General features: G+C 59.6%; 19 protein-coding genes. 7 read left to right on the top strand and 12 right to left on the bottom strand.

Annotated elements, in window-relative coordinates:
- Positions 1-39: 39 nt before the first annotated feature.
- The 3 genes from AB5Y97_RS10845 to glyQ form a co-directional block, all read right to left on the bottom strand.
- Positions 40-1,127, bottom strand: a protein-coding gene (locus AB5Y97_RS10845; RefSeq protein ID WP_088821966.1) for an IS3-like element ISAs22 family transposase whose coding sequence is annotated in 2 segments (ribosomal slippage) — positions 40-875 and positions 875-1,127 — 1,089 coding nt in all. Because the reading frame shifts where the segments join, the coding sequence is not laid out codon by codon here.
- A 352-nt stretch (positions 1,128-1,479) separates the two neighbouring features.
- Positions 1,480-3,549, bottom strand: a complete 2,070-nt coding sequence (gene glyS / locus AB5Y97_RS10840) for a glycine--tRNA ligase subunit beta (RefSeq protein ID WP_368157856.1) — start codon at positions 3,547-3,549, stop codon at positions 1,480-1,482.
- 9 nt (positions 3,550-3,558) lie between these two features.
- Positions 3,559-4,503 carry a glycine--tRNA ligase subunit alpha gene (gene glyQ / locus AB5Y97_RS10835; protein ID WP_041218425.1) on the bottom strand — a complete coding sequence of 315 codons (945 nt, stop codon included), beginning with the start codon at positions 4,501-4,503 and terminating at the stop codon, positions 3,559-3,561.
- A gap of 222 nt (positions 4,504-4,725) precedes the next feature.
- On the opposite strand from glyQ, the gene AB5Y97_RS10830 reads away from it, so the two are divergent.
- Positions 4,726-5,298, top strand: coding sequence for a DNA-3-methyladenine glycosylase I (locus tag AB5Y97_RS10830; RefSeq protein WP_368157854.1), 573 nt, complete (start codon positions 4,726-4,728; stop codon positions 5,296-5,298).
- A gap of 129 nt (positions 5,299-5,427) precedes the next feature.
- Complete coding sequence (locus tag AB5Y97_RS10825; protein ID WP_042054666.1) at positions 5,428-6,084, top strand: OmpA family lipoprotein; 657 nt, start codon at positions 5,428-5,430, stop codon at positions 6,082-6,084.
- A 144-nt stretch (positions 6,085-6,228) separates the two neighbouring features.
- Here AB5Y97_RS10825 and AB5Y97_RS10820 read toward each other — a convergent pair whose 3' ends face one another.
- Together AB5Y97_RS10820 and tusA are read right to left on the bottom strand one after the other, a co-directional pair.
- Positions 6,229-6,576: a RidA family protein gene (locus AB5Y97_RS10820; protein WP_005355943.1), complete on the bottom strand. Its 348-nt coding sequence runs from the start codon at positions 6,574-6,576 to the stop codon at positions 6,229-6,231.
- Positions 6,577-6,597: 21 nt separating this feature from the next.
- Positions 6,598-6,843: a sulfurtransferase TusA gene (gene tusA, locus AB5Y97_RS10815; RefSeq protein WP_005339470.1), complete on the bottom strand. Its 246-nt coding sequence runs from the start codon at positions 6,841-6,843 to the stop codon at positions 6,598-6,600.
- Positions 6,844-7,012: 169 nt separating this feature from the next.
- On the opposite strand from tusA, the gene AB5Y97_RS10810 reads away from it, so the two are divergent.
- Positions 7,013-7,204: a hypothetical protein gene (locus AB5Y97_RS10810; protein WP_005339471.1), complete on the top strand. Its 192-nt coding sequence runs from the start codon at positions 7,013-7,015 to the stop codon at positions 7,202-7,204.
- Positions 7,205-7,279: 75 nt separating this feature from the next.
- Here the strand turns inward: AB5Y97_RS10810 and AB5Y97_RS10805 are convergent, their stop codons facing one another.
- The 6 genes from AB5Y97_RS10805 to AB5Y97_RS10780 form a co-directional block, all read right to left on the bottom strand.
- Positions 7,280-8,518, bottom strand: coding sequence for an ABC transporter substrate-binding protein (locus tag AB5Y97_RS10805; RefSeq protein ID WP_128834543.1), 1,239 nt, complete (start codon positions 8,516-8,518; stop codon positions 7,280-7,282).
- Between the two features lie 4 nt (positions 8,519-8,522).
- The gene (locus AB5Y97_RS10800; RefSeq protein WP_005339474.1) at positions 8,523-9,968 is read right to left on the bottom strand and encodes an ATP-binding protein; all 1,446 of its coding nucleotides are present in this window, start codon (positions 9,966-9,968) and stop codon (positions 8,523-8,525) included.
- Complete coding sequence (locus AB5Y97_RS10795; RefSeq protein WP_005339475.1) at positions 9,965-10,687, bottom strand: response regulator; 723 nt, start codon at positions 10,685-10,687, stop codon at positions 9,965-9,967. Before AB5Y97_RS10795 ends, AB5Y97_RS10800 begins: the two co-directional genes overlap by 4 nt.
- Positions 10,688-10,965: 278 nt before the next feature.
- Entirely contained in the window at positions 10,966-12,150 is a 1,185-nt protein-coding gene (gene fadA, locus AB5Y97_RS10790; protein WP_198868326.1) for an acetyl-CoA C-acyltransferase FadA, read from the bottom strand.
- Positions 12,151-14,298 (bottom strand): fatty acid oxidation complex subunit alpha FadB, encoded by a 2,148-nt coding sequence (fadB, locus tag AB5Y97_RS10785; protein WP_121463563.1) that lies wholly within the window; start codon positions 14,296-14,298, stop codon positions 12,151-12,153.
- A 204-nt stretch (positions 14,299-14,502) separates the two neighbouring features.
- A complete protein-coding gene (locus tag AB5Y97_RS10780; RefSeq protein WP_368157852.1) occupies positions 14,503-16,440 on the bottom strand; it encodes an acetoacetate--CoA ligase in 1,938 nt (645 codons plus the stop codon).
- Positions 16,441-16,631: 191 nt separating this feature from the next.
- Between AB5Y97_RS10780 and pepQ the strand changes: the two genes are divergently transcribed.
- From pepQ to hemG, 4 genes are read left to right on the top strand one after another with little or no spacing between them, the layout of a single operon-like run.
- Positions 16,632-17,954: a Xaa-Pro dipeptidase gene (gene pepQ, locus AB5Y97_RS10775; RefSeq protein WP_274161376.1), complete on the top strand. Its 1,323-nt coding sequence runs from the start codon at positions 16,632-16,634 to the stop codon at positions 17,952-17,954.
- On the top strand, positions 17,954-18,571 hold the full coding sequence (locus tag AB5Y97_RS10770) for a YigZ family protein (RefSeq protein ID WP_151285710.1): 618 nt from the start codon (positions 17,954-17,956) through the stop codon (positions 18,569-18,571). The genes pepQ and AB5Y97_RS10770 overlap by 1 nt, the downstream gene beginning before the upstream one ends.
- Before the next feature lie 36 nt (positions 18,572-18,607).
- On the top strand, positions 18,608-20,065 hold the full coding sequence (locus tag AB5Y97_RS10765) for a TrkH family potassium uptake protein (RefSeq protein ID WP_005339482.1): 1,458 nt from the start codon (positions 18,608-18,610) through the stop codon (positions 20,063-20,065).
- A 7-nt stretch (positions 20,066-20,072) separates the two neighbouring features.
- Positions 20,073-20,597, top strand: coding sequence for a menaquinone-dependent protoporphyrinogen IX dehydrogenase (gene hemG / locus AB5Y97_RS10760; RefSeq protein WP_005339483.1), 525 nt, complete (start codon positions 20,073-20,075; stop codon positions 20,595-20,597).
- 197 nt (positions 20,598-20,794) lie between these two features.
- On the opposite strand, the gene AB5Y97_RS10755 is transcribed toward hemG, so the two are convergent.
- On the bottom strand, positions 20,795-20,975 hold a 181-nt coding region (locus tag AB5Y97_RS10755), incomplete at its 5' end, for a hypothetical protein (protein ID WP_368157850.1).

Here is a 20,975-nt window from a genome sequence, read left to right as displayed (position 1 = left end):
GGTAATCCCCCCATTTTTTGGAGCACTCAAAAGTAGAGGTCATGCGGCCTGTGCCAAGCGCTGTTTCGGCGTGTAGCCGCCCAGCGCCATATTGGGCCGCTCATGGTTATAAACCCACAGCCAGTTCGTGGCAAATTCCTGTAACTCATTCAGTGACTCAAACAGGTAATGGCCCAACCAGTCGTAACGCACAGTGCGGTTAAATCGCTCTATGTAGGCATTCTGCTGCGGGTTGCCTGGCTGGATATACCTCAGCGCAATCCTCTTCTGCTGCGCCCATTGCTTGAGCTCTTCGCTGATGTATTCCGGACCATTATCACAGCGGATTGCGGCTGGTTTGCCCCGCCACTCGATGACCTGCTCCAGCACCCGTTTGACTCGCGAGGCAGGCAAGGAAAAATCCACCTCGATGCACAGTGCTTCGCGATTGAAGTCATCGATCACATTAAACAACCGCACCGAACGACCATCGCTGAGCTGGTCATGCATAAAGTCCATCGACCAACAGTGATTCGGTTGGTCAGGGACTGCCAACGGCTCCGGCTTGGCGCGTACTAGCCGCTTCTTGGGTTTTATCCGCAGATTGAGCTCTAGCGCCCGATAGATCCGGTAGACCCGCTTGTGGTTCCAGCCAAAGCCTTTGACGTTACGCAGGTACAGGAAGCACAGTCCGAAACCCCAGTTGCGCTGGTTGGCGGTGAGGCGCAGTAGCCAGTCGGCAATCTCCTGGTTTTCATCAGCCAGCACGGGCTGATAACGGTAGCAACCCTCGCTCACCTTGAACACCTGGCAAGCCAGACGGATAGAAATGGCGTAATGAGCCACAGCCTTGGTCGCCATCTCCCTGCGGGCAGATGGCGTCACCACTTTTTTGCCATCGCCTCGGAGATGATCTCAGCCTTTAGGCGCTCCTCGGCATACATCTTCTTAAGGCGACGATTTTCCTCTTCCAGCTCTTTGAGGCGCGCCATGAGAGAGGCATCCATGCCACCGAATTTGGAGCGCCACTTGTAGAAGGTGGCGGAGCTGATGCCATGCTCACGGCAGAGCTCAGGGACGGGTGAACCAGACTCGGCCTGCTTGAGGATGGCGATGATCTGTGCATCGCTAAAGCGTGATGTTTTCATGTAGAACCTCCTGCGTTCAAGATACGAGAAAATTCTACTTATGAGCACCTCAGTTTTTCGGGGGGATTACCCCTCATCTAGCCTCAGGCGTAACCATATGCCGCAATTCCTCTAGTGTGTGAATACAGCTTGCTGTGCCACGCCAGCCAATAGTGCTTTCCAATTGATACTGCTATCGCTATACAAATAAATCGACCTGCTCTGGGTGTGTGGGACGACTACACACCCACTACATTAATAAGGTGGAATCAAAGAGAGACCGAATGTTGTAAAAGTGTAAAATTATGTTCTCGTGATACAAAAAAAAGGCGCCTTTCGGCGCCGTTTTTAATATCAATCAACCCAACCAATATCACTGCAGCAGCGAGATATCCGCGACTTGCAGGAACAGGTTGCGCAGGTTGTTCAGCAGTGCCAGACGGTTGGCCTTGAGGGCTTCGTCGTCGGCCATCACCATGACTTCGTTGAAGAAGGTATCGACCGGCTCGCGCAGGGCGGCCAGACGGGTGAGGGCAGCCTGATAGTCACCGGCAGCGAACAGCGGGGCCAGTTCGGCTTGCAGTTCGGCAACTTGGGTGGCCAGCGCCTTCTCGGCGGCATCGACCAGCAGCTCCGGTTTGACGGCAGTCGGCAATTCGCCTTCGACCTTGGCCAGAATGTTGCTCACGCGCTTGTTGGCGGCAGCCAGTGCCAGTGCGGCATCCAGCGAGCGGAAGTGGCTGACGGCCTTGACGCGACGATCGAAGTCGAGCGGACGGGTCGGGCGGCGGGCCAGTACGGCCAGCACCACGTCGGCACCGATGCCTTCGTCCTGATAGGCGGCGCGGAAGCGGCCCAGCATAAAGTCGACCACGTCGGTGACGACGGTTTTGTTGGTCAGCTTGTCGCCGTAGACGCGTACCGCTTCTTCAACCAGTTCAACCAGATCCAGATCCAGCTGCTTCTCGGTCATGATGCGCAGGGCACCGATGGCGGCGCGACGCAGGGCGAACGGGTCCTTGTCACCCTTCGGCAGCATGCCGATGCCGAAGATACCGGCCAGGGTGTCGAACTTGTCGGCCAGCGCGACGGCGCAGGCAACCAGACCGGACGGCAGGGCATCACCGGCAAAGCGCGGCATGTACTGCTCGTTGAGGGCCACGGCGACCGCTTCGTCTTCGCCATCGTGACGGGCGTAGTGCATCCCCATGACACCCTGGGTGTCGGTGAACTCGCCGACCATGTTGGTCATCAGGTCACACTTGGAGAGCAGACCGGCCCGCTTGGCCTGGGCCACATCGGCACCGATACGCTCGGCGATAAAGCCGGCGACGGTCTCGATGCGCTCGACCTTGGCCTTGACGGTGCCCAGCTGTTGCTGGAACAGCACGGTTTCAAGGCGCGGCAGGCGTGAGGCCAGAGTCTGCTTGAGGTCGGTCTTGAAGAAGAACTCGGCGTCAGAGAGACGGGGGCGAACCACCTTCTCGTTGCCGCTGATGATTTGGCTCGGGTCTTTGGACTCGATGTTGGTGACGAAGATGAACTTCGGCAGCAGCTTGCCGTTCTTGTCGTAGACCGGGAAGTACTTCTGGTCACCCTTCATGGTGTGCACCAGCGCCTCAGCCGGCACGGCCAGGAACTTCTCTTCGAAGTTGGCGGTCAGCACTACCGGCCACTCGACCAGTGCGGTCACTTCTTCCAGCAGGGCGTCGTCCAGATCGGCCACGCCACCGAAGGCGGCAGCGGCCGCTTCGACGTCAGCCTTGATCTTGGCCTTGCGCGCCATAAAGTCGGCAATCACCATGCCGCGCTCCTGCAGGATCTGCGGGTACTGGCTGGCGTTGTCGATGGTGAACTCGCTCTCGCCCATAAAGCGGTGGCCGCGGATGGTGCGGGCAGAGTCGATACCCAGAATGTGAGCGGGAACCAGCTCGCCATCCAGCAGCAGGGTCACGGTGAAGACCGGACGCACGAACTGGATGGTCTTGTCGCCCCAGCGCATCATCTTCGGGATCGGCAGTTTGGCCAGTGCAGAGGCAACCAGTTCGCCCAGCAGTTCTTTGGCCGGACGGCCTTCGACCTTGGCGGTGTGAACCAGCCACTCGCCCTTGTCGGTGACCAGACGCTCAGCCTGCTCAACGGTGATGCCGTTGCCACGGGCCCAGCCTTCGGCAGCCTTGGTCGGCTTGCCTTCGGCATCGAACGCCTGCGCCACGGCCGGGCCGCGCTTCTCGACGCTCTTGCTCGGCTGTTCGCCAGCCAGCTCGCTTACCTTCAGCGCCAGACGGCGCGGTGAGGCAAACCACTCGACGTCGCCGAAGGCCAGGTCGGCCTTGGTCAGTTCGGCTTTGAAGTTGTCGGCAAAGGCTTCGGCCAGGGAGCGCAGGGCTTTGGGCGGCAGCTCAGCAGTACCGATCTCTACCAGAAATGTATGTTGTGCCATGTCCGTTCCTTAACCTTGCTTGTTCTCACTGCGCTCACGCGTGTCGTCGCTACGCTGGCACATCGGGAAGCCCAGCGCTTCGCGGGAGGCGTAGTATGCCTCTGCCACGGCCTTGGTCAGGGTGCGAATGCGCAGGATGTAGCGCTGACGTTCGGTGACCGAGATGGCCTTGCGGGCATCCAGCAGGTTGAAGGAGTGAGCGGCTTTGAGGATGCGCTCGTAGGCAGGCAGCGGCAGCGGTTTTTCCAGTGCCAGCAGGTTCTGGGCTTCCTTCTCGTACTGCTCGAAGCAGTGGAACAGGAACTCCACATCGGCGTGTTCGAAGTTGTAGGTGGATTGCTCCACTTCGTTCTGGTGGAACACGTCGCCGTAGGTGGTCTTGCCCAGCGGGCCGTCAGACCAGACCAGATCGTAGACGCTGTCTACGCCCTGAATGTACATGGCCAGACGCTCGAGACCGTAGGTGATCTCGCCGGTAACCGGCTTGCACTCGAGGCCGCCGACCTGCTGGAAGTAGGTGAACTGGGTCACTTCCATGCCGTTCAGCCACACTTCCCAACCCAGACCCCAGGCACCCAGAGTCGGGTTTTCCCAGTTGTCTTCCACGAAGCGGATGTCGTGGATTTCAGGATCCATGCCCAGCTCTTTCAGGGAGCCCAGATAGAGTTCCTGAATGTTGTCGGGGGAAGGCTTGATGATCACCTGGAACTGGTAGTAGTGCTGCAGGCGGTTCGGGTTTTCACCGTAGCGGCCGTCAGTCGGACGGCGGGACGGTTGCACGTAGGCGCAGGCGATGGGCTCCGGGCCCAGGGCACGCAGACAGGTCATGGGGTGGGAAGTACCGGCACCCACTTCCATATCCAGCGGCTGAATGATGGTACAGCCCTGGCGGGACCAATAGTCCTGCAGCTGCAGGATCAGGCCCTGAAAGGTTTTGACATCGAATTTTTGCATAATTTTTTTCGCGCGAAGTGAAAATCAGAGCAAGATTTGCTGAATGTGAACCGAGGGAGTATACCGTCTGGCATGGTCGGATAATAGGCGAAATTGCAGCGGATTCGCGGGATGGTGCTGCGCTCTGGCTGGTCGGGCGGGATGTCCGGTATATGATGTGAGCAGCGCCGCCTGCAGAGTGGGCAGGGTCGGGCAAACCGCTGAAATAACGAGGGAGAGGAAATGGAACTGCGCTGCGCCTGGGTGACCAAGGACCCGGAATACATTGAATACCATGACAAACAGTGGGGCAGACCGGTCTATGACGCCCGCGAGCTGTTTGCCAAGCTCTGCCTCGACGGTCAGCAGGCGGGGCTGTCGTGGATCACCATCCTCAAGCGCACCGAGAGCTATTACCGCGCCTATGCCGACTTTGATCCGGTGCAGATTGCCCGGTTCGACGAGCAGGATGTAGAGCGGTTGATGCAGGACAGCGGCATCATCCGCAACCGGCTCAAGGTGCAGTCGATCATCAGAAATGCCCGCGCTTATCTGGCGTTGCAGGAGCAGGGGATCGACTTCGCCGCCTACCTGTGGGGCTTTGTGGGCGGCGTCCCCATCGTTAACCAGCGGCAGGGCAATGGCGATATTCCTGCGACCTCACCGGAGTCGGATGCCATGTCGAAAGCACTCAAGAAGCTCGGCTTCAACTTTGTCGGCAGCACCATCTGTTACGCCTTTATGCAGGCGGTGGGGATGGTGAACGATCATCTGGTCAGCTGTCCTTGCCACGCCGAGTGTCAGTTACCGCGCTGACAACCCGTCGATTGCCCAAAAAAACATCACTCTCGCCATCTGTTCAGGCTTGCGTCAGACAATGGCGTGCCAGCGCGTTACAATCCGGCCCCCGGCATGGTGCCGGATTGTTTTCACAGAGGTTTTTTCATGCGAGCCAAGATCCTGGTGCCTGCTCTGGCACTGACCGTTGCCCTGAGCGGCTGTACCACCAACCCCTACACAGGTGAATCCCAGACCTCCAAAGGTGCATGGGGCGCGCTGGCTGGCGCCGCTGCCGGTGCGGCCGTAGGTGCGCTCTCCTCCAGCAAGGGTGACCGCAAGAAGGGCATCCTGACCGGCGTTGCTGCTGGCGCGGCGCTGGGTGGCGGTATCGGCTACTACATGGACGTGCAGGAAGCCAAGCTGCGCGAGAAGCTGCAGGGCACCGGCGTCAGCGTGACCCGCAATGGCAATGAGCTGATCCTCAACATGCCGAACAACGTGACCTTCGACAGCTCCAGCTCCCAGCTGAAAGCGGCCGGTGCCAACACCCTCTCCGGTGTGGCCATGGTGGTTGCCGAGTTCGACAAGACCCGCCTGAACGTGGTCGGTCACACCGACAGTACAGGTTCCCGCGAGCTGAACATGAAGCTCTCCCGCGATCGTGCCGATGCCGTTGCCGCTCAGCTGATTGGTCAGGGCGTAGCAGGTAGCCGCATCTCCACCACCGGCGTGGGCCCGGATCAGCCGGTTGCTACCAACAGCACCGCCGCTGGCAAAGCCCAGAACCGCCGCGTGACCATTACCCTGACCCCGACCGCCTAAGTCGCTCAGGTTTCGGTAACGAAAAGGCCCCGACAGTGATGGCGGGGCCTTTCTATTGGCGCCGTGGCGAGCAATGACGTCTTGTTGTTTGCTCCCTTCTCCCCTCGTGGGAGAAGGGGCGGGGATAAGCGGGATAAGCGCCTCTTAGACAGCGGCAGTCAGCTGCACTTCCACCTTGTAGCCTTCGTGGGCCAGACGGGCTTGTACACAGGCGCGCACGGGGGCGGTGCCAGCCGGGATCCAGGCATCCCACTGCTCGTTGAAGGCAGCGATATCCTGAATGTCTTTGAGATAGATGTTGGCCATCAGAATTTTGTCTACGCCGGAGCCGTTGGCTTCCAGCAGGCGCTGCAGGCTTGCCAGCACTTCGCGGGTCTGCTGGTGGATGTCGGCCTCTTCGCTGACGGGCACTTCCACCACGTAGAGGGTGCCATTGTGGATGACCACGTCTGACCAACGCTGGGTGGTGCCGATTCGGGTAATGGTTGTCATGGAGTGCTCCGGTACGGGGGCTTATTGACCCTTGCGGATCAGATAGCGGTAGGGGGCCTGCTCTGTCTCGCTGGCGACCAGGGTGTGATCCATAAAGCGGCAGAAACTGGGGATGTCGCGAGTGGTTGAGGGATCGTCGGCGCTGACCAGCAGGGTCTCGCCATCCGCCATCAGCCGCACTTTCTTGCGAACCATCATAACGGGTTCCGGGCAACGAAGCCCGATTGCGTCCAACTCATGAGTTGCGCCGCAGAATAAATCACTCATCTATTATCAACCTTCAACCTATTCGGCTGCCAATGATACTCAGGGCTAAAAAATAATCAAACAAACGACCCATTAACCAGCATATGTAACCGAAATGTTATTCGACCCTATCCAGCTTGCGCCGGACGAGTAATATAAAAATTGAACCATATTCAACAAGGAGGTGAATATGCAGGTCTCCTACGGCAGATTACAAGCCTATGCAGGCATGGGGTTCTTGTCCTTCGCCATGATAGTGATGGGCAGCCCGATCGGGAATACCGGTACCTGGTTCGGCTCCATGGTGATGGTCGGGTTGGGGCTCTGGATCGAGCTCAGCGATTACTATGACGAGGATGAGGACGAGAACGATCAATCCTGAATCGGATGACGATTCAACAACAAAGGCGGAGCAATTCCGCCTTTGTCATTTCTGCCGTTTGGCAATGTGCCCGGATCAGCGGGTCGAGCGCATCGCCCGCTCCAGATGCAGCGCCGTCTGCTCCGGGTTGGCCTTGGGATCGTTGAAGAAGTTGCTCAGCACATCGAGGATTGCCTGCCGCATATTGGTCGGCGTCGCCATCCCTTCTGCCATGCTGGGCAGCAGGTTGTCCTGCTTTTCCGCCAGCAGGAAGTCCTGATAGGAACGGACGGCGCAGCGGTCGAACTTGCTCATGTCGGGATTGGTCAGCGCCGGGATTGACCCCTTCACCCGATTGAACTCCTCCTGAAATTGCGGCGTCATCAGCAGTTGGGCCAGATCGCCCTGCGCCTGCAGCTGGGCCGGATCCCGCTGTTTGAACATGGCGATGGAGTCTAGGTTGTAGCTGAACAGTCCGGCGCTGCCCGGGCTCGGCAGGCAGGCGATATCCTCACCCGGCCGGTAGTTGCCCGCGCTCAGCTCCCCTTTCACCCAGTCGCCCATTACCTGCATGGCGGCGCCACCGCTCTCCAGCAGATTGGTGGCCTGATGCCACTTCAGACCGGCGTATTTTTGCGGCACATAGGTACGCAGCTGCTGGAAACGGGTCAGCACCCGCACCATGTCGGGGCCGGTCAGGGTGGCGCTGTCCTGCTCGAGGAACGCCTTGCGATAGAATTCTTTTCCGCCCTCACCAAGCGCCACCGTTTCAAACAACACCGCAAGCTGCCAGGGCTCGTTGCCAATGGCGAGCGGGGTGATGCCCCGTTTTTTAAGCTGGTCGGCGACGGTGACAAACTGGGCCCAGTCGGTGGGCGGAGTCAGCTTGTTGCGCTCGAAGATCTTGCGGTTGAGCCACAGCCAGTTGACCCGGTGGATGCCGGTGGGCACCGCCATCAGGGCGCCATTCTGGCTGAGGGTGGCACGCACCATGGGCGGCATCTGACTGTACCAGCCGAGGTGTTCGGCCATCGGGCTGAGATCGCGCAAAAAGCCGAGTCCGGCCCACTCCTTGAGCTCATAGCCCTTGAGGTGGGCCGCTTCTGGCGGGTTGGCCGCCAGTGCCCGGCTCTTCAATACCGTCATGGCGCTCTTGCCGCCGCCGCCCTGCACTGCAAAGTCGTTCCACTGGTTGCCCTGTTTGGTCCACTCGGATTTGAGCACTTCGACCGCTTTCGCTTCGCCGCCGGACGTCCACCAGTGCAGTACCTCCACCTGGGAGGCGGCAACGGGAGCAGAGAGCAGGGCGATGACAGAAAAAGACAACCACTTCATAAGGTTACTGCCTTGGTAGGGAGAGCGTGGCCTGCAGGCCACCTTGCGGACGGTTTTCCAGCACCAGATCGCCGCCATGGGCGTGGGCTATGTTGCGGGCGATGCCAAGGCCGAGGCCGGTGCCAGCCTGATCCGTGCTGAGCCGGTAATAGGGTTCGAAGATGCGCTCGAACTGATCGTCCGGCAGGCCGGGGCCCTCATCCATGATGAAGAGGATCAGCATCTCCTCGTCATCCATGATGATGATGCGTACCCGCTGGCCGTACTTGATGCCGTTGTCTACCAGATTGCCGATGCAGCGCTTGAGCGCCAGCAGCTTGCCGCGATAGGGCCACTTGCAGTGGCCTTCGATGGTCAGCCGCTCGTCGTGCAGGTTCATCGACTCCGCCATCTGCTCCAGCAGGGCGTTGATGTCGATCTCCTCGATATTCTCGTGAATGTCGGTCTCTTTGACCGTCTGCAACGCTCCTTTCACCATCAGCTCCAGTTCGTCGAGATCCTTGTTGAACTTGGCGATCTGTACCTCGTCATCGAGCAGCTCGACCCGCAGTCGCAGTCGGGTGATGGGGGTCTTGAGGTCGTGTGAGATGGAGCTGAACAGCCGCTCTCTATCGTCGATATAGCGGCGAATGCGGTGCTGCATGATGTTGAAGGCGCGGGTGGCCGCCACGATTTCCGATGCTCCTTCCTCTTTGAGCGAAGGCTGATCGATATCCTTGCCGAGATTCACCGCCGCCTTGGCGAGACGGCGCAGCGGGCGGGTCTGCCAGCGCACCAGCATAAAGGTGAAGAAGCAGAGGAACACCGTCATCAGGGCGATGAAACGCACCTGGTTGCTCGGCATCACGGTATCGTCGAGGGTCATGTAGGGGGCAGGCAGCAGGGCCGCCAGATAGAGCCACTCCCCCTTTTCAATCTCGATCTGGGTCACCAGCACCGGTGGATTGAGCGGCTCCAGCGACAGGGTGTAACGGGCCCAGGAGGAGGGGAGATCCGCCAGCAGGGTGTCGTTATTGAAGACGTGGAGGTCATCGGGTCGGGAGAAGTCCACCTTGATCGCCATGGCGTCGGAGAGCTTGCGGGTCAGCACTCCCTGCACCTCCTCCAGCACCTGCGTCTTGCGTTCGCTGTCGGGGATGGCGTTGATGTGGATCTCCTCTTCGTTGAGCGAGACGAAGAAGCGGCTGCCCCCCATGTTGCGCAGCTGGTCCAGCGCGATATGGCGATACTGCAGCGGCAGGGATTTGAAGAAATTGACGGTGGAAGCGGCAGACATGGCGAGGTTGCGGGTGGTGCTGAGCATCCCCTCCAGCTCCCGCTTCTGGATCTGCTGCATCCAGATGCCGGTCAGAATGGTCTGGGAGAGCAGGATGGCCAGCAACAGCAGCAGGATCATCCGTGACAACAGGGAGCGGGGCACCAGCGCCCCCCAGGACCACTTGTTGCTCATGGCAGCTCGTGCACCTCGGCAATCAGCATGTAGCCACTGCCGCGGATGGTCTTGATGATGCGCGGGCTCTTGCCGTTGTCGCCCAGCTTCTGGCGCAGACGGCTGATCTGTACGTCGATGCCGCGTTCCATCGGCAGGCTTTCGCGGCCGCGGGTGGCATCCGAGATGGTGTCGCGATCCAGCACCACGCCGGGCTGTTGCAGGAACATGCCGAGCAGCATGGCGTCGCTGCCGGAGAGATCCAGCAGGCTGCCATCATCATGGGTCAGCTGGTGGCTCAGGGTGTCGAGGGTCCACTCGGCAAAACGCAGGCGGCGGCTCGGCTCTTTCTCTTTTTCCGGCTGGCGGAATTCGGCGCGGCGCAGCAGTGCCTTGATGCGGGCCTGCAGTTCACGGGGGCTGAACGGCTTGGCGATATAGTCATCGGCGCCGAGTTCCAGGCCGATCACCCGATCCGCTTCGTCGGAGGCGGCGGTCAGCATGATGATGGGCACCTGGGAGTCACGACGGATCTGCTGGCAGAGGGTAAAACCGTCCTCGCCGGGCATCATGATGTCCAGAATAATCAGGTCCGGGCTGTGCTGGGCGAGTTGCTGGCGCATCTCGTTGCCCTCCGCCGCCGTCAATACCTGAAAGCCCGCCCGGGTCAGGTACTCATTGAGCAGCTCGCGGATCTCTTGGTCGTCATCGACGATCAGCAGTTGTTTGCTCATTGACATATGTATGTGCATCCACCCATTTTTTTGTGCAGATTGAACCTGTCGGGGGAGTAAAAAGCAAGCAAGCCCCCTATCTAATGTGAGGTTTAAGGCAATAACAGCCTATTGATAAGATTAAAACGAAAAAAGGCCGACCCAAACGGGACGGCCAACAGACAGCTTCTGACCACTGACGAGCACCCCGTGTGGCGATCGTCACAGACTTGAAAAGGGGCCAGTCAGACTGGCCCCGAAAAGGGACAACTCTCAGTAGTGCATCCCGTCGATCCGGCTGGTTATCACACCCGTTCAAACACGGTGGCGATGCCCTGACCCAGACCGATACACATGGTGGCAACCCCCAGGGTGGCATCCTTCTCCTCCATCAGATTGATGAGGGTGGTGGAGATGCGGGCGCCGGAGCAGCCGAGCGGGTGGCCCAGCGCAATGGCGCCGCCGTTCAGGTTTACCTTCTCGTCTACCAGATCCTGCAGACCCAAATCCTTCACGCAAGGCAGGGACTGGGCGGCAAACGCCTCGTTCAGCTCGAACAGGTCGATATCACCGACAGTCAGACCGGCACGCTTGAGCGCCTTCTGGGTCGCCGGTACCGGGCCGTAACCCATGATGGCGGCGTCACAGCCGGCGATGGCCATGGCACGTACCTTGGCGCGCGGCGTGAGGCCGAGGGCCTTGGCGCGATCCGCGCTCATCACCAGCATGGCGGCGGCGCCATCGGACAGGGCCGAGGAGCTGCCAGCGGTGACGGTGCCGTTGACCGGGTCAAACACTGGGCGCAGTTGGCTCAGGGTTTCGACCGTGGTCTCCGGGCGGATCACCTCGTCATAGTCGTAGAAGAAGCGGGCGCCGCTGGCGTCGTGGCCTTCCAGCCCGACGATCTCCTTGGCAAAGCGCCCTTCCACGGTTGCGGCGTGGGCGCGGCGGTGGGAGCGGGCGGCAAACTCGTCCTGCTGCTGACGGCTGATGCCGTGCAGCTTGCCGAGCATCTCGGCGGTCAACCCCATCATGCCGGAGGCTTTCGCTACCGACTTGGCCATGCCCGGGTGGAAGTCGACGCCGTGGCTCATCGGCACGTGACCCATGTGCTCAACGCCGCCGATGATGAAGATATCCCCATCACCTACCTGAATGGCGCGGGAGGCATCATGCAGCGCCTGCATGGAGGAGCCACACAGGCGGTTGACGGTGACCGCCCCTACCTGCTTCGGAATACCGGCCAGCAGCGCGGCGTTGCGGGCGATGTTGAAGCCCTGCTCCAGGGTCTGCTGCACGCAGCCCCAGTAGATATCCTCGATCTCGTTCGGGTCGAGGTTGGGGTTGCGCAGCAGGATGGATTTCATCAGGTGCGCGGACAGATCTTCTGCACGCACGTTGCGGAAGGCGCCGCCCTTGGACCGGCCCATCGGGGTCCGGATACAGTCGACAATGACTACGTCTTTCATGAATGGATCTCCTTTCCGCAATCAGTAGAAGGTTTTGCCCTGGGCGGCCATCTCGCGTAAGCGGTCGCTGACGCGGTAGAGCGGGCCCAAGTCGGCATACTGGTCGGCCATGGCCACGTAGCGATCCAGACCAATGGTGTCCAGATAGCGGAACACGCCGCCGCGGAAGGGAGGGAAGCCCAGACCGTAGACCAGCGCGATGTCGGCTTCGGCTGGCGTGGCGACTATGCCCTCTTCCAGACAGAGCACCACCTCGTTGATCATCGGGATCATCATGCGAGCGATGATGGCTTCCTTGTCGAAATCCTGTTTCGGCTTGGCGATGGGGGCCAGCAGCTCATAGCTGGCGGCGTCGGCCACCTTCTTCGGCTTGCCCTTCTTGTCCTGCTCGTAGGCGTAGAAGCCCTTGCCGTTCTTCTGACCGAAGCGGTTCACTTCGTACATCACGTCGATGGCAGTGCGACCTTCCTTGCTCATGCGTGCCGGGAAGCCCTGCGCCATCACGTCACCGGCATGGTGACCGGTGTCGATACCGACCACATCCAGCAGGTAGGCGGGGCCCATGGGCCAACCGAACTCCTTCTCCATCACCTTGTCGACGGCCGCAAAGTCGGCGCCATCGGCAACCAGTTTGTTGAAGCCGAAGAAGTAGGGGAACAGCACGCGGTTGACGAAGAAGCCCGGGCAGTCGTTGACCACCACCGGGGACTTGCCCATGGCGGCGGCATAGGCCACCACGCGGTTGATGGTTTCATCGGAGGTTTGCTCGCCGCGGATGATCTCCACCAGTGGCATGCGGTGCACCGGGTTGAAGAAGTGCATGCCGCAGAAGTTCTGCGGGCGCTTCAGCCCTTTGGCCAGCAGGGAGATTGGGATAGTGGAGGTGTTGCTGGCGAGCACGGCGTCTTCGCCAATGATCCCTTCCACTTCGCCCAGTACGGCGGCTTTCACCTTGGGATTCTCGACCACGGCTTCGACCACCACATCCACATGCTTGACGTTGTCATAGCTGAGGGTCGGAGTGATGGCAGAGAGCACCTGGCCCATCTTGATGCCGTCGATGCGGCCCTTTTCGAGCTGGCCGTTGAGCAGCTTGGTGGCTTCGCCCATACCAAGTGCTAGCGCCTTCTCGTTGATGTCTTTCATCACCGCCGGAATGCCCTTGCTGGCAGACTGGTAGGCGATGCCGCCACCCATGATGCCGGCACCCAATACGGCGGCGTGGCCAGTGGCCTTGCTCGCCTGTTTGGCCGCCTTCTTGGCCAGCGCCTTGATGTGCTGATCGTTCAGGAAGATACCGACCAGCGCCTTGGCGACATCGGTCTTGGCCAGCTTGATAAAGCCCTGTGCCTCGGCGGCCAGCGCTTCGTCACGGCCCATACCTGCGGCGGCCTCGACGGTTTTCACCGCAGTCATAGGCGCCGGATAGTGTTTGCCCGCCACGGCGGCAACCATGCCGGCGGCGGTGGTGAAGCTCATCATGGCTTCCAGTTTGGAGAGGCGCAGCGGCGCTTTTTTGGCGGCGCGACGGCTCTGCCAGTCCAGCTTGCCCGCGATGGCGTCCTTGATCATCTGCAGCGCAGCGCTCTGCAGTGCATCCGGGGCGACCACGGCGTCGATGGCACCCACCTTGAGGGCGTCATCGGCACGGTAATCCTTACCGGTGGTGATCCACTCAAGCGCGTTGTCAGCGCCGATCACCCGCGGCAGACGGACGGTGCCGCCAAAGCCCGGCATGATGCCGAGTTTGGTCTCGGGCAGGCCAATCTTGGCGCTGGTGTCGGCCAGACGGAAGTCGGTGGAGAGAATGGTCTCGCAGCCGCCGCCCAAGGCGTGGCCCTTGATGGCGGAGAGGGTCGGAACCGGCAGATCTTCGATGGCATTGAAGATGTCGTTGGCCTTTTTCAGCCAGCCGAGCAGATCTTCTTGCGGCAGATCGAACAGTTCCAGGAATTCGGTAATGTCGGCACCGACGATAAAGGCGTCTTTGCCGGAGGTGAGGATCAGACCTTTTAGTTCACGTTCTTGTTGTAATGCGGCGATCGCTTCGCTCAGGGAGAGCAGGGTAGCGCGATCCAGCTTGTTGACTGAACCCGGGGCATCAAACCTCAGCTCGGCAATGCCGTTTTCGAGGTAGCTGACCGACAGGGTTTCGCCTTGGTAGATCATGAGAGTGTCTCCTTGTTCCCACTCAGTGGGGAGTGGTGCTCCTTAATCCCCAGCAGGGGGCGAGGCTCACTATTGATCCAAAAGGAGACATTTTCAACACCTATTTAAAACATTTGTTTAACAGTTCTCGAGTAAAAGCTCCTCATCACAAAACGGGCAAAAAAGAGGCGCCTTGCGGCGCCTCGGATGGATGTGAGTTTGCTATCAACTGGCCAGTTCTGGCCGGTTGCGATACTGGTTCAGCACCTCGGGATCGGCGAGGGCATGAGTATTGTTGACCGGCCGGTTGTGCACCACCTCCCGCACCGCCAGTTCGACGATCTTGCCGGACTTGGTGCGGGGGATGGCATCCACCTGCAGGATGCGGGCGGGCACGTGGCGGGCGGTGCAGTGCTGCTTTATTTGCTGACGGATCCGCTCGCGCAGCGGCTCGTCCAGCTTGCAGCCCGCCTTGAGCTTGACGAACAGCACCACCCGCTCGTCCTGCTGCCACTGCTGGCCGATGACGATGCTCTCCTCCACCTCGTCCAGCTGCTCGACATAGCGGTAAATCTCGCTGGTGCCGATGCGCACGCCGCCCGGATTGAGGGTGGCGTCGGAGCGGCCGTAGAACAGAATGCCGCCGGTCGGGGTCAGCTCGATCCAGTCGCCGTGGCACCAGATGTTGTCGAACCGCTCGAAGTAGGCTGCGTGGTACTTGTCGCCATTCTCGTCGCCCCAGAAGTAGATGGGCTGGGCCGGGAACGGCTTGGTGCAGACCAGCTCGCCCTTCTCCCCCTGCACCGGCTGGCCCGCTTCGTTGAATACCTGCACCGCGAGACCGAGGCCGCGCCCCTGACTCTCGCCGCGATAGACAGGGCTGAGCGGGTTGCCGATGACGAAGCAGGAGCAGATATCGGTGCCGCCTGAGATGGAGCTGAGCTGCACATTCTGCTTTATCTGCTGATAGACGTAGTCGAATCCTTCCGGCGACAGCACAGAGCCGGTGCTGCAGATCAGCCGCAAGTGCGGCAAATCGTGGCTCTTGATGGGGGCATAACCCTGTTTGTGCAGCGCGTCGAGATACTTGGCCGAGGTGCCGAACAGAGCGACCTGCTCGTCGCGGGCGAGATCCCACAGCACGTTGCCATCCGGGTAAAATGGCGAGCCGTCATAGAGCACCAGGGTGGCGCCGGAGGCGAGGGCGCTCACCAGCCAGTTCCACATCATCCAGCCGCAGGTGGTGAAGTAGAAGATCCGCTCCCCCGGTTTGATGTCGCAGTGCAGCTGGTGCTCTTTCAGGTGTTGCAGCAGGGTGCCACCAATCCCGTGCACGATGCACTTGGGTTTGCCGGTGGTGCCGGAGGAGTAGAGGATATAGAGCGGGTCGTTGAAAGCCATCGGCTCGAAGGTGAGCTGGGCATCGTGCTGGCTCGCCAGCAGTTGCTGCCAGTCGTGACCAAGCTGCAGCGGGTTGCCGAGCAGGGGGATCATCACCGTCTGCTCTATGCTGCCTAACTGGCTCACCACGCTGGCGACCTTCTGTTGAATGTCGATAGCTTTGCCGTTGTAGCGATAGCCATCTACCGCAAACAGCACTCGTGGTCGGGTCTGGCCGAAGCGCTCCACCACGCTGGCCTCGCCAAAGTCGGGGCTGGTGGAGGTCCAGATCGCCCCGAGGCTGGTGGTTGCCAGCATGGCAACCACTGTTTCCGGAATATTGGGCAGGTAGGCGGCGACCACATCGCCACGACCAATCCCCTGATGACGCAGCCACTGAGCCAGCCGGGCAACCTGATCACTCAGTTCACCCCAGCTCAGGGTGCGGCTTGGGCTCCCTTCGATACGGGAGATGATGGCCGGGCTCTCGTCCTGGCGGCGCAGCAGGTTTTCGGCGAAGTTGAGGCGGCTGTCGGGGAACCAGCGGGTGCGCTGCATATCCTGACGGTTCTCCGCCACTATGTTGCCGAGCTCGCCCTTGACGCCGCAGTGCTGCCATACCAGCGGCCAGAAACGGGTGGTCTTCTCCACCGACCATTGATAAAGCTGCGGGTAGTTCTGCAACTGCAAGCCGTGGAAACGGTTCACCTCCGCCATAAAACGGTAGAGGTTGGATTGCTGCATCCCGAGCGGATCCGGTTGCCACAGGCAGAGGTTGTCCATGAGTAATCCCTGACTTCATGTATCTACCGGCAGTGTATTGAATTGTTTTTGATTTGTTAATGATTGGTTTTGTGTTGATAACAAACACGTTTGTAACGTATGCGTTACCTCACGAAGCGGCAGCTTGACGGGTCGAGCCGCCAAGCGCTTGATGTTATGCTGCAATCACACTCACCTCGGAGCAGGACGCCATGAGCAGCTACAGCCAACTTTTTGCCCAGCACCTCGATACCTTGCAGCAGCGCACCCGCGACATTCTGCAACAACAGGGGCTCAGCGGACTGGCCATCCACTCCGGCCAGACTCACCGCATCTTCCTCGATGATCAGGATTACCCGTTCAAGGTAAACCCGCATTTCAAGGCCTGGTTGCCGGTGCTGGACAATCCCCACTGCTGGCTGCTGGTGGACGGGGTGAACAAACCAATCCTGCTGTTCTACCGCCCAGTGGATTTCTGGCACAAGGTAGCGGATCTGCCCAATGCCTTCTGGGTCGAGTTCTTCGATATCCGTTTCCTGACCCGGCCGGAACTGGTGGCCGACCATCTACCTGCCAACAAGCAGGAGTGGGCCTATCTGGGCGGTCATCTGGAAGTGGCCGAGCTGCTGGGGCTGACCCAGCCCAATCCGGAGGCGGTGCTCAACTACCTGCACTATCACCGCGCCTACAAGACCCCCTATGAGCTGGAGTGTCTGCGCGAGGCGAACCGGATCGGGGTACGCGGCCATATTGCCGCCAAGGACTCCTTTATGGCGGGGGCGAGCGAGTTCGAGATCAATCTGGCCTACATGAAAGCGGTCGGGCAGGGGGCCAATGAGGCGCCCTACGGTAATATCGTCGCCATCAACCGCAATGCGGCCATCCTTCACTACACCCACTTGTCTGCCGTGCGGGTGCCCGATGCGGAGCGCCACTCCTTCCTGATCGATGCCGGTGTCGATTTCCACGGTTATGCCTCCGACATCACCCGTACCTGGGCGTGGCGGCGAGGCGAGTTTGCTGATCTGATTGCAGCCCTCGACGAGCAGCAGCAGGAAATCATCAAGGAGATCAAGCCGGGTCGCCGCTACAGCGAGCTGCACCTGCAGATGCATCATAAGCTGGCGCGCCTGCTGCAAGCGACCGAGCTGGTGGATATGTCGGTAGACGAGATGATCAACACCGGGGTGACCAACGTCTTCTTCCCTCACGGCCTCGGCCACTTCCTCGGTTTGCAGGTACACGATGCGGGCGGTTTCATGCAGGATGAGCGCGGCACCCATCTGGCGGCGCCCGAGCTGTTCCCCTATCTGCGCTGCACCCGGGTGATGGAGGTGGATCAGGTGTTCACCATCGAGCCGGGGCTCTACTTCATCGACAGTTTGCTGGAGCCGCTGCGTCAGGGCGAACAGGGCAAGAGGGTCAACTGGAACAAGGTGGAGGCACTGCGGCCGTTTGGCGGCATCCGCATCGAAGACAACGTGGTGCTGCACGCCAACGGGGTGGAAAACATGACCAGACAAGCAGGACTCTGATGGCTGCAGCGTACTCCATTCCGGCTGCCCCGCTGGAGTTGACCGAAGAGATAAAGAAGAGTCGCTTTATTACCCTGATCGCTCACACCCCGACCGTCGAGGTGGCCAAGGGGTGGGTCAACGAGATCAAACGCCAACATCCGGCCGCGCGCCATCACTGCTGGGCCTTTGTGGCGGGTGCGCCGCAAGATAGTCAGGTTTATGGCTTCAGCGATGACGGCGAACCTTCCGGTACTGCGGGCAAGCCGATCCTGGCCCAGTTGATGGGCTCGGGGCTCGGTGAAATCTGCGCCGTGGTAGTGCGTTACTACGGCGGCATCCAGCTTGGCACCGGTGGACTGGTCAAAGCCTATGGGGGCGGTGTCGGTGCCGCCCTCAAGCAGTTGCCCACCCTGCTCAAGGTGCCGCGCACTCCCTCTCTCATTCACTGCGATTACGGTGACATGGGGACGGTCGAGTCGCTGATCAGCAGCCATAATGGCGAATTGCTGGCGGCGGATTACGGTCAGCAGGTCACCTTGCAGGTGGCGTGGGAGTCCTCGGTTTGGGCTCAGGTGGACCGTGAATTGACCGACCGGACTCATGGGCGGGTATCCCTCAGTCCCTTAGATGGCTAGAATCCATCGCTCTTTAATTGGGGAAAGGGAGCTGTAATGCACATTCTGAGCATTATTCGCATTGTTGGCCTGCTGGTTGCGCTGTTCAGCTCGACCATGCTGTTGCCTGCACTGGTGGCCTTTGGCTATCGGGATGGTGGTGGTGCCGAGTTCGTCAGCTCTTTTCTGATCGCCCTGCTGCTCGGCGTGGTGCTCTGGTTTCCCAATCGCTATCACAAGAAGGAGATGCGCTCGAAAGAGGGCTTTCTGATTGTGGTGCTGTTCTGGACCGTGTTGGGCAGTGTGGGGGCTGTGCCCTTCATCATGAGCGATGTGCCGGATATGTCGGTCTCGGAGGCCTTCTTCGAATCTTTTTCCGGCCTGACCACCACTGGCGCAACGGTACTGACCGGGCTCGATAACCTGCCCAAGGCGTTTCTGTTCTATCGCCAGTTGCTGCAGTGGCTGGGGGGGATGGGGATCATCGTACTGGCGGTGGCTATTCTGCCACTGCTGGGTATCGGGGGCATGCAGCTCTATCGCGCCGAGATCCCGGGGCCGGTGAAGGATACCAAGGTGACGCCGCGCATCGCCGAAACGGCCAAGGCGCTCTGGTTCATCTATCTGCTGCTCACCGCACTCTGTGCGCTGGCCTACTGGCTCGCCGGAATGACGCTGTTCGATGCTGTGTGCCATTCGTTCTCGACTCTGTCAGTCGGTGGTTTCTCCACTCACGATGCCAGCATCGGTTTCTTCAACAGTCCGGTCATCAACCTGATTACCGTGGTGTTCCTGCTGCTGGCCAGCGTGAACTTTGCGCTCCACTTTACCGTCTTCTCTCACCGCCCTGTGCGGCTCGGTCGCTACCTTTACGATTCTGAACTCAAGGTGTTTCTGGCCATTCAGGCGACCCTGGTGATGATCTGCTTTGTCGCTTTGCTGACCCACGGGCACTACGCCACCTGGCAAGAGGCGCTCAACCACGGCCTTTTCCAGGCAGTCTCTCTGGGTACTACCACCGGCTACAGCACCACGACCTATGCAGATTGGCCCTCGTTCTTGCCCATGCTGCTGATGTTCTCCGCCTTTATCGGCTGTTGTGCGGGCAGTACCGGCGGTGGCATCAAGGTGATGCGTTTTATGATCCTGTTCATGCAGGGGATGCGCGAGCTGAAGCGGTTGGTTCACCCCAGAGCCATCTATACCTTGAAGCTGGGGAATCGGGCGGTGCCCGAGCGCATCGTCGAAGCAGTGTGGGGCTACTTTGCCACCTATATTATTCTCTTCTTTATGTTCATGCTGTTGTTGCTGATGACGGGGCTGAATGAAGTGACCGCATTCACCGCTGTGGCTGCGGCTTTCACCAACGTAGGCCCGGGTTTGGGAGAGGTATCAGCCAACTTCGGCAATATCTCGCCGGCGGCCCAGTGGGTACTGGTGTTGGCCATGTTGTTTGGTCGATTGGAAATTTTTACGCTTCTGGTACTGTTTACTCCTGCATTCTGGCGTAGTTGAGGTTGTTATGGACAAGATTCTGGTGCTTTATTCCTCTCGGGATGGCCAAACCCGCAAAATAGTCGATGTCATGCTGGAGCAGATGCCGGGATGCGAAGTGGTGATGCACGACCTGCACACCTTGCCGATGTGCAACCTCAGCAAGTATGCCAAGGTCTTGATCGGCGCCTCCATTCGTTATGGCAACTTCCACCCCAGCTTGTTCAGCTTTATTCACGCTCATCAGGAGCAGCTGGAGGTGGCCAATGCGGCCTTCTTCTGTGTCAACTTGACGGCCCGCAAGCCAGAGAAGCAGACGCCGCAAACCAATGCTTATATGAAGAAGTTCCTGCGCCTCTCTCCCTGGAAGCCGAAAACCTTGGGTGTGTTTGCCGGTGCGCTGCAGTACTCCCGCTATAACTGGTGGCAGACTCGCATCATCCAGCTGATCATGAAGATTACCGGTGGCAGTACTGACACCAGTAAGGACATTGAGTTTACCGATTGGGAAAAGGTGCGCAGCTTTGCCCGCGAATTCTGGTCAAAAAGGTAGCAGCGTGATGTGAATTCAGGGTTTCTGCCCGAAACAGCCCCGCCAATGCGGGGCTTTTGTTTAATAAAACAACGGTTGAACCGGAAAACTGTAAAAAGTGCCATTTTTTGCAGTTTTCCTCTTGTCATCCCGGCGCGGCTCCCTATAATGCGCCCCTACCAGCACGGCGGAACACGCCGAACTGATGAGCCAGCTTCCTAGCGAAGTGGGCGCCGAAAGAAAAGCGAAAACAATCGCTTGACTTTCGAAGTGAGAAGCGTAATATGCGCCTCCTCAGCGCGATAAGCGTGACGCTCTTTAACAATTTGAATCAAGCAATCTGTGTGGGCACTCACAGCATCGAACATCAAAAACAATTTTTGATTTTCAATGTCTGGT

It is taken from the genome of Aeromonas sp. R10-2, from assembly GCF_040908445.1.
Classification (GTDB): Bacteria; Pseudomonadota; Gammaproteobacteria; order Enterobacterales; family Aeromonadaceae; genus Aeromonas; species Aeromonas veronii.
The sequence above is the reverse complement of the archived record's forward strand: the minus strand, read 5'-3'. Positions and strand labels throughout refer to the sequence as shown.

What these genes read in the sequence shown, in the direction of transcription:
- AB5Y97_RS10795 (WP_005339475.1), bottom strand. Translation starts at nt 10,687, where the DNA reads ATGTCAATGAGCAAACAACTGCTGATCGTCGATGACGACCAAGAGATC.
- AB5Y97_RS10805 (WP_128834543.1), bottom strand. Translation starts at nt 8,518, where the DNA reads ATGAAGTGGTTGTCTTTTTCTGTCATCGCCCTGCTCTCTGCTCCCGTT.
- AB5Y97_RS10830 (WP_368157854.1), top strand. Translation starts at nt 4,726, where the DNA reads ATGGAACTGCGCTGCGCCTGGGTGACCAAGGACCCGGAATACATTGAA.
- pepQ (WP_274161376.1), top strand. Translation starts at nt 16,632, where the DNA reads ATGAGCAGCTACAGCCAACTTTTTGCCCAGCACCTCGATACCTTGCAG.
- fadB (WP_121463563.1), bottom strand. Translation starts at nt 14,298, where the DNA reads ATGATCTACCAAGGCGAAACCCTGTCGGTCAGCTACCTCGAAAACGGC.
- hemG (WP_005339483.1), top strand. Translation starts at nt 20,073, where the DNA reads ATGGACAAGATTCTGGTGCTTTATTCCTCTCGGGATGGCCAAACCCGC.
- AB5Y97_RS10800 (WP_005339474.1), bottom strand. Translation starts at nt 9,968, where the DNA reads ATGAGCAACAAGTGGTCCTGGGGGGCGCTGGTGCCCCGCTCCCTGTTG.
- AB5Y97_RS10825 (WP_042054666.1), top strand. Translation starts at nt 5,428, where the DNA reads ATGCGAGCCAAGATCCTGGTGCCTGCTCTGGCACTGACCGTTGCCCTG.
- AB5Y97_RS10820 (WP_005355943.1), bottom strand. Translation starts at nt 6,576, where the DNA reads ATGACAACCATTACCCGAATCGGCACCACCCAGCGTTGGTCAGACGTG.
- AB5Y97_RS10765 (WP_005339482.1), top strand. Translation starts at nt 18,608, where the DNA reads ATGCACATTCTGAGCATTATTCGCATTGTTGGCCTGCTGGTTGCGCTG.
- glyS (WP_368157856.1), bottom strand. Translation starts at nt 3,549, where the DNA reads ATGGCACAACATACATTTCTGGTAGAGATCGGTACTGCTGAGCTGCCG.
- tusA (WP_005339470.1), bottom strand. Translation starts at nt 6,843, where the DNA reads ATGAGTGATTTATTCTGCGGCGCAACTCATGAGTTGGACGCAATCGGG.
- AB5Y97_RS10770 (WP_151285710.1), top strand. Translation starts at nt 17,954, where the DNA reads ATGGCTGCAGCGTACTCCATTCCGGCTGCCCCGCTGGAGTTGACCGAA.
- glyQ (WP_041218425.1), bottom strand. Translation starts at nt 4,503, where the DNA reads ATGCAAAAATTCGATGTCAAAACCTTTCAGGGCCTGATCCTGCAGCTG.
- AB5Y97_RS10780 (WP_368157852.1), bottom strand. Translation starts at nt 16,440, where the DNA reads ATGGACAACCTCTGCCTGTGGCAACCGGATCCGCTCGGGATGCAGCAA.
- AB5Y97_RS10810 (WP_005339471.1), top strand. Translation starts at nt 7,013, where the DNA reads ATGCAGGTCTCCTACGGCAGATTACAAGCCTATGCAGGCATGGGGTTC.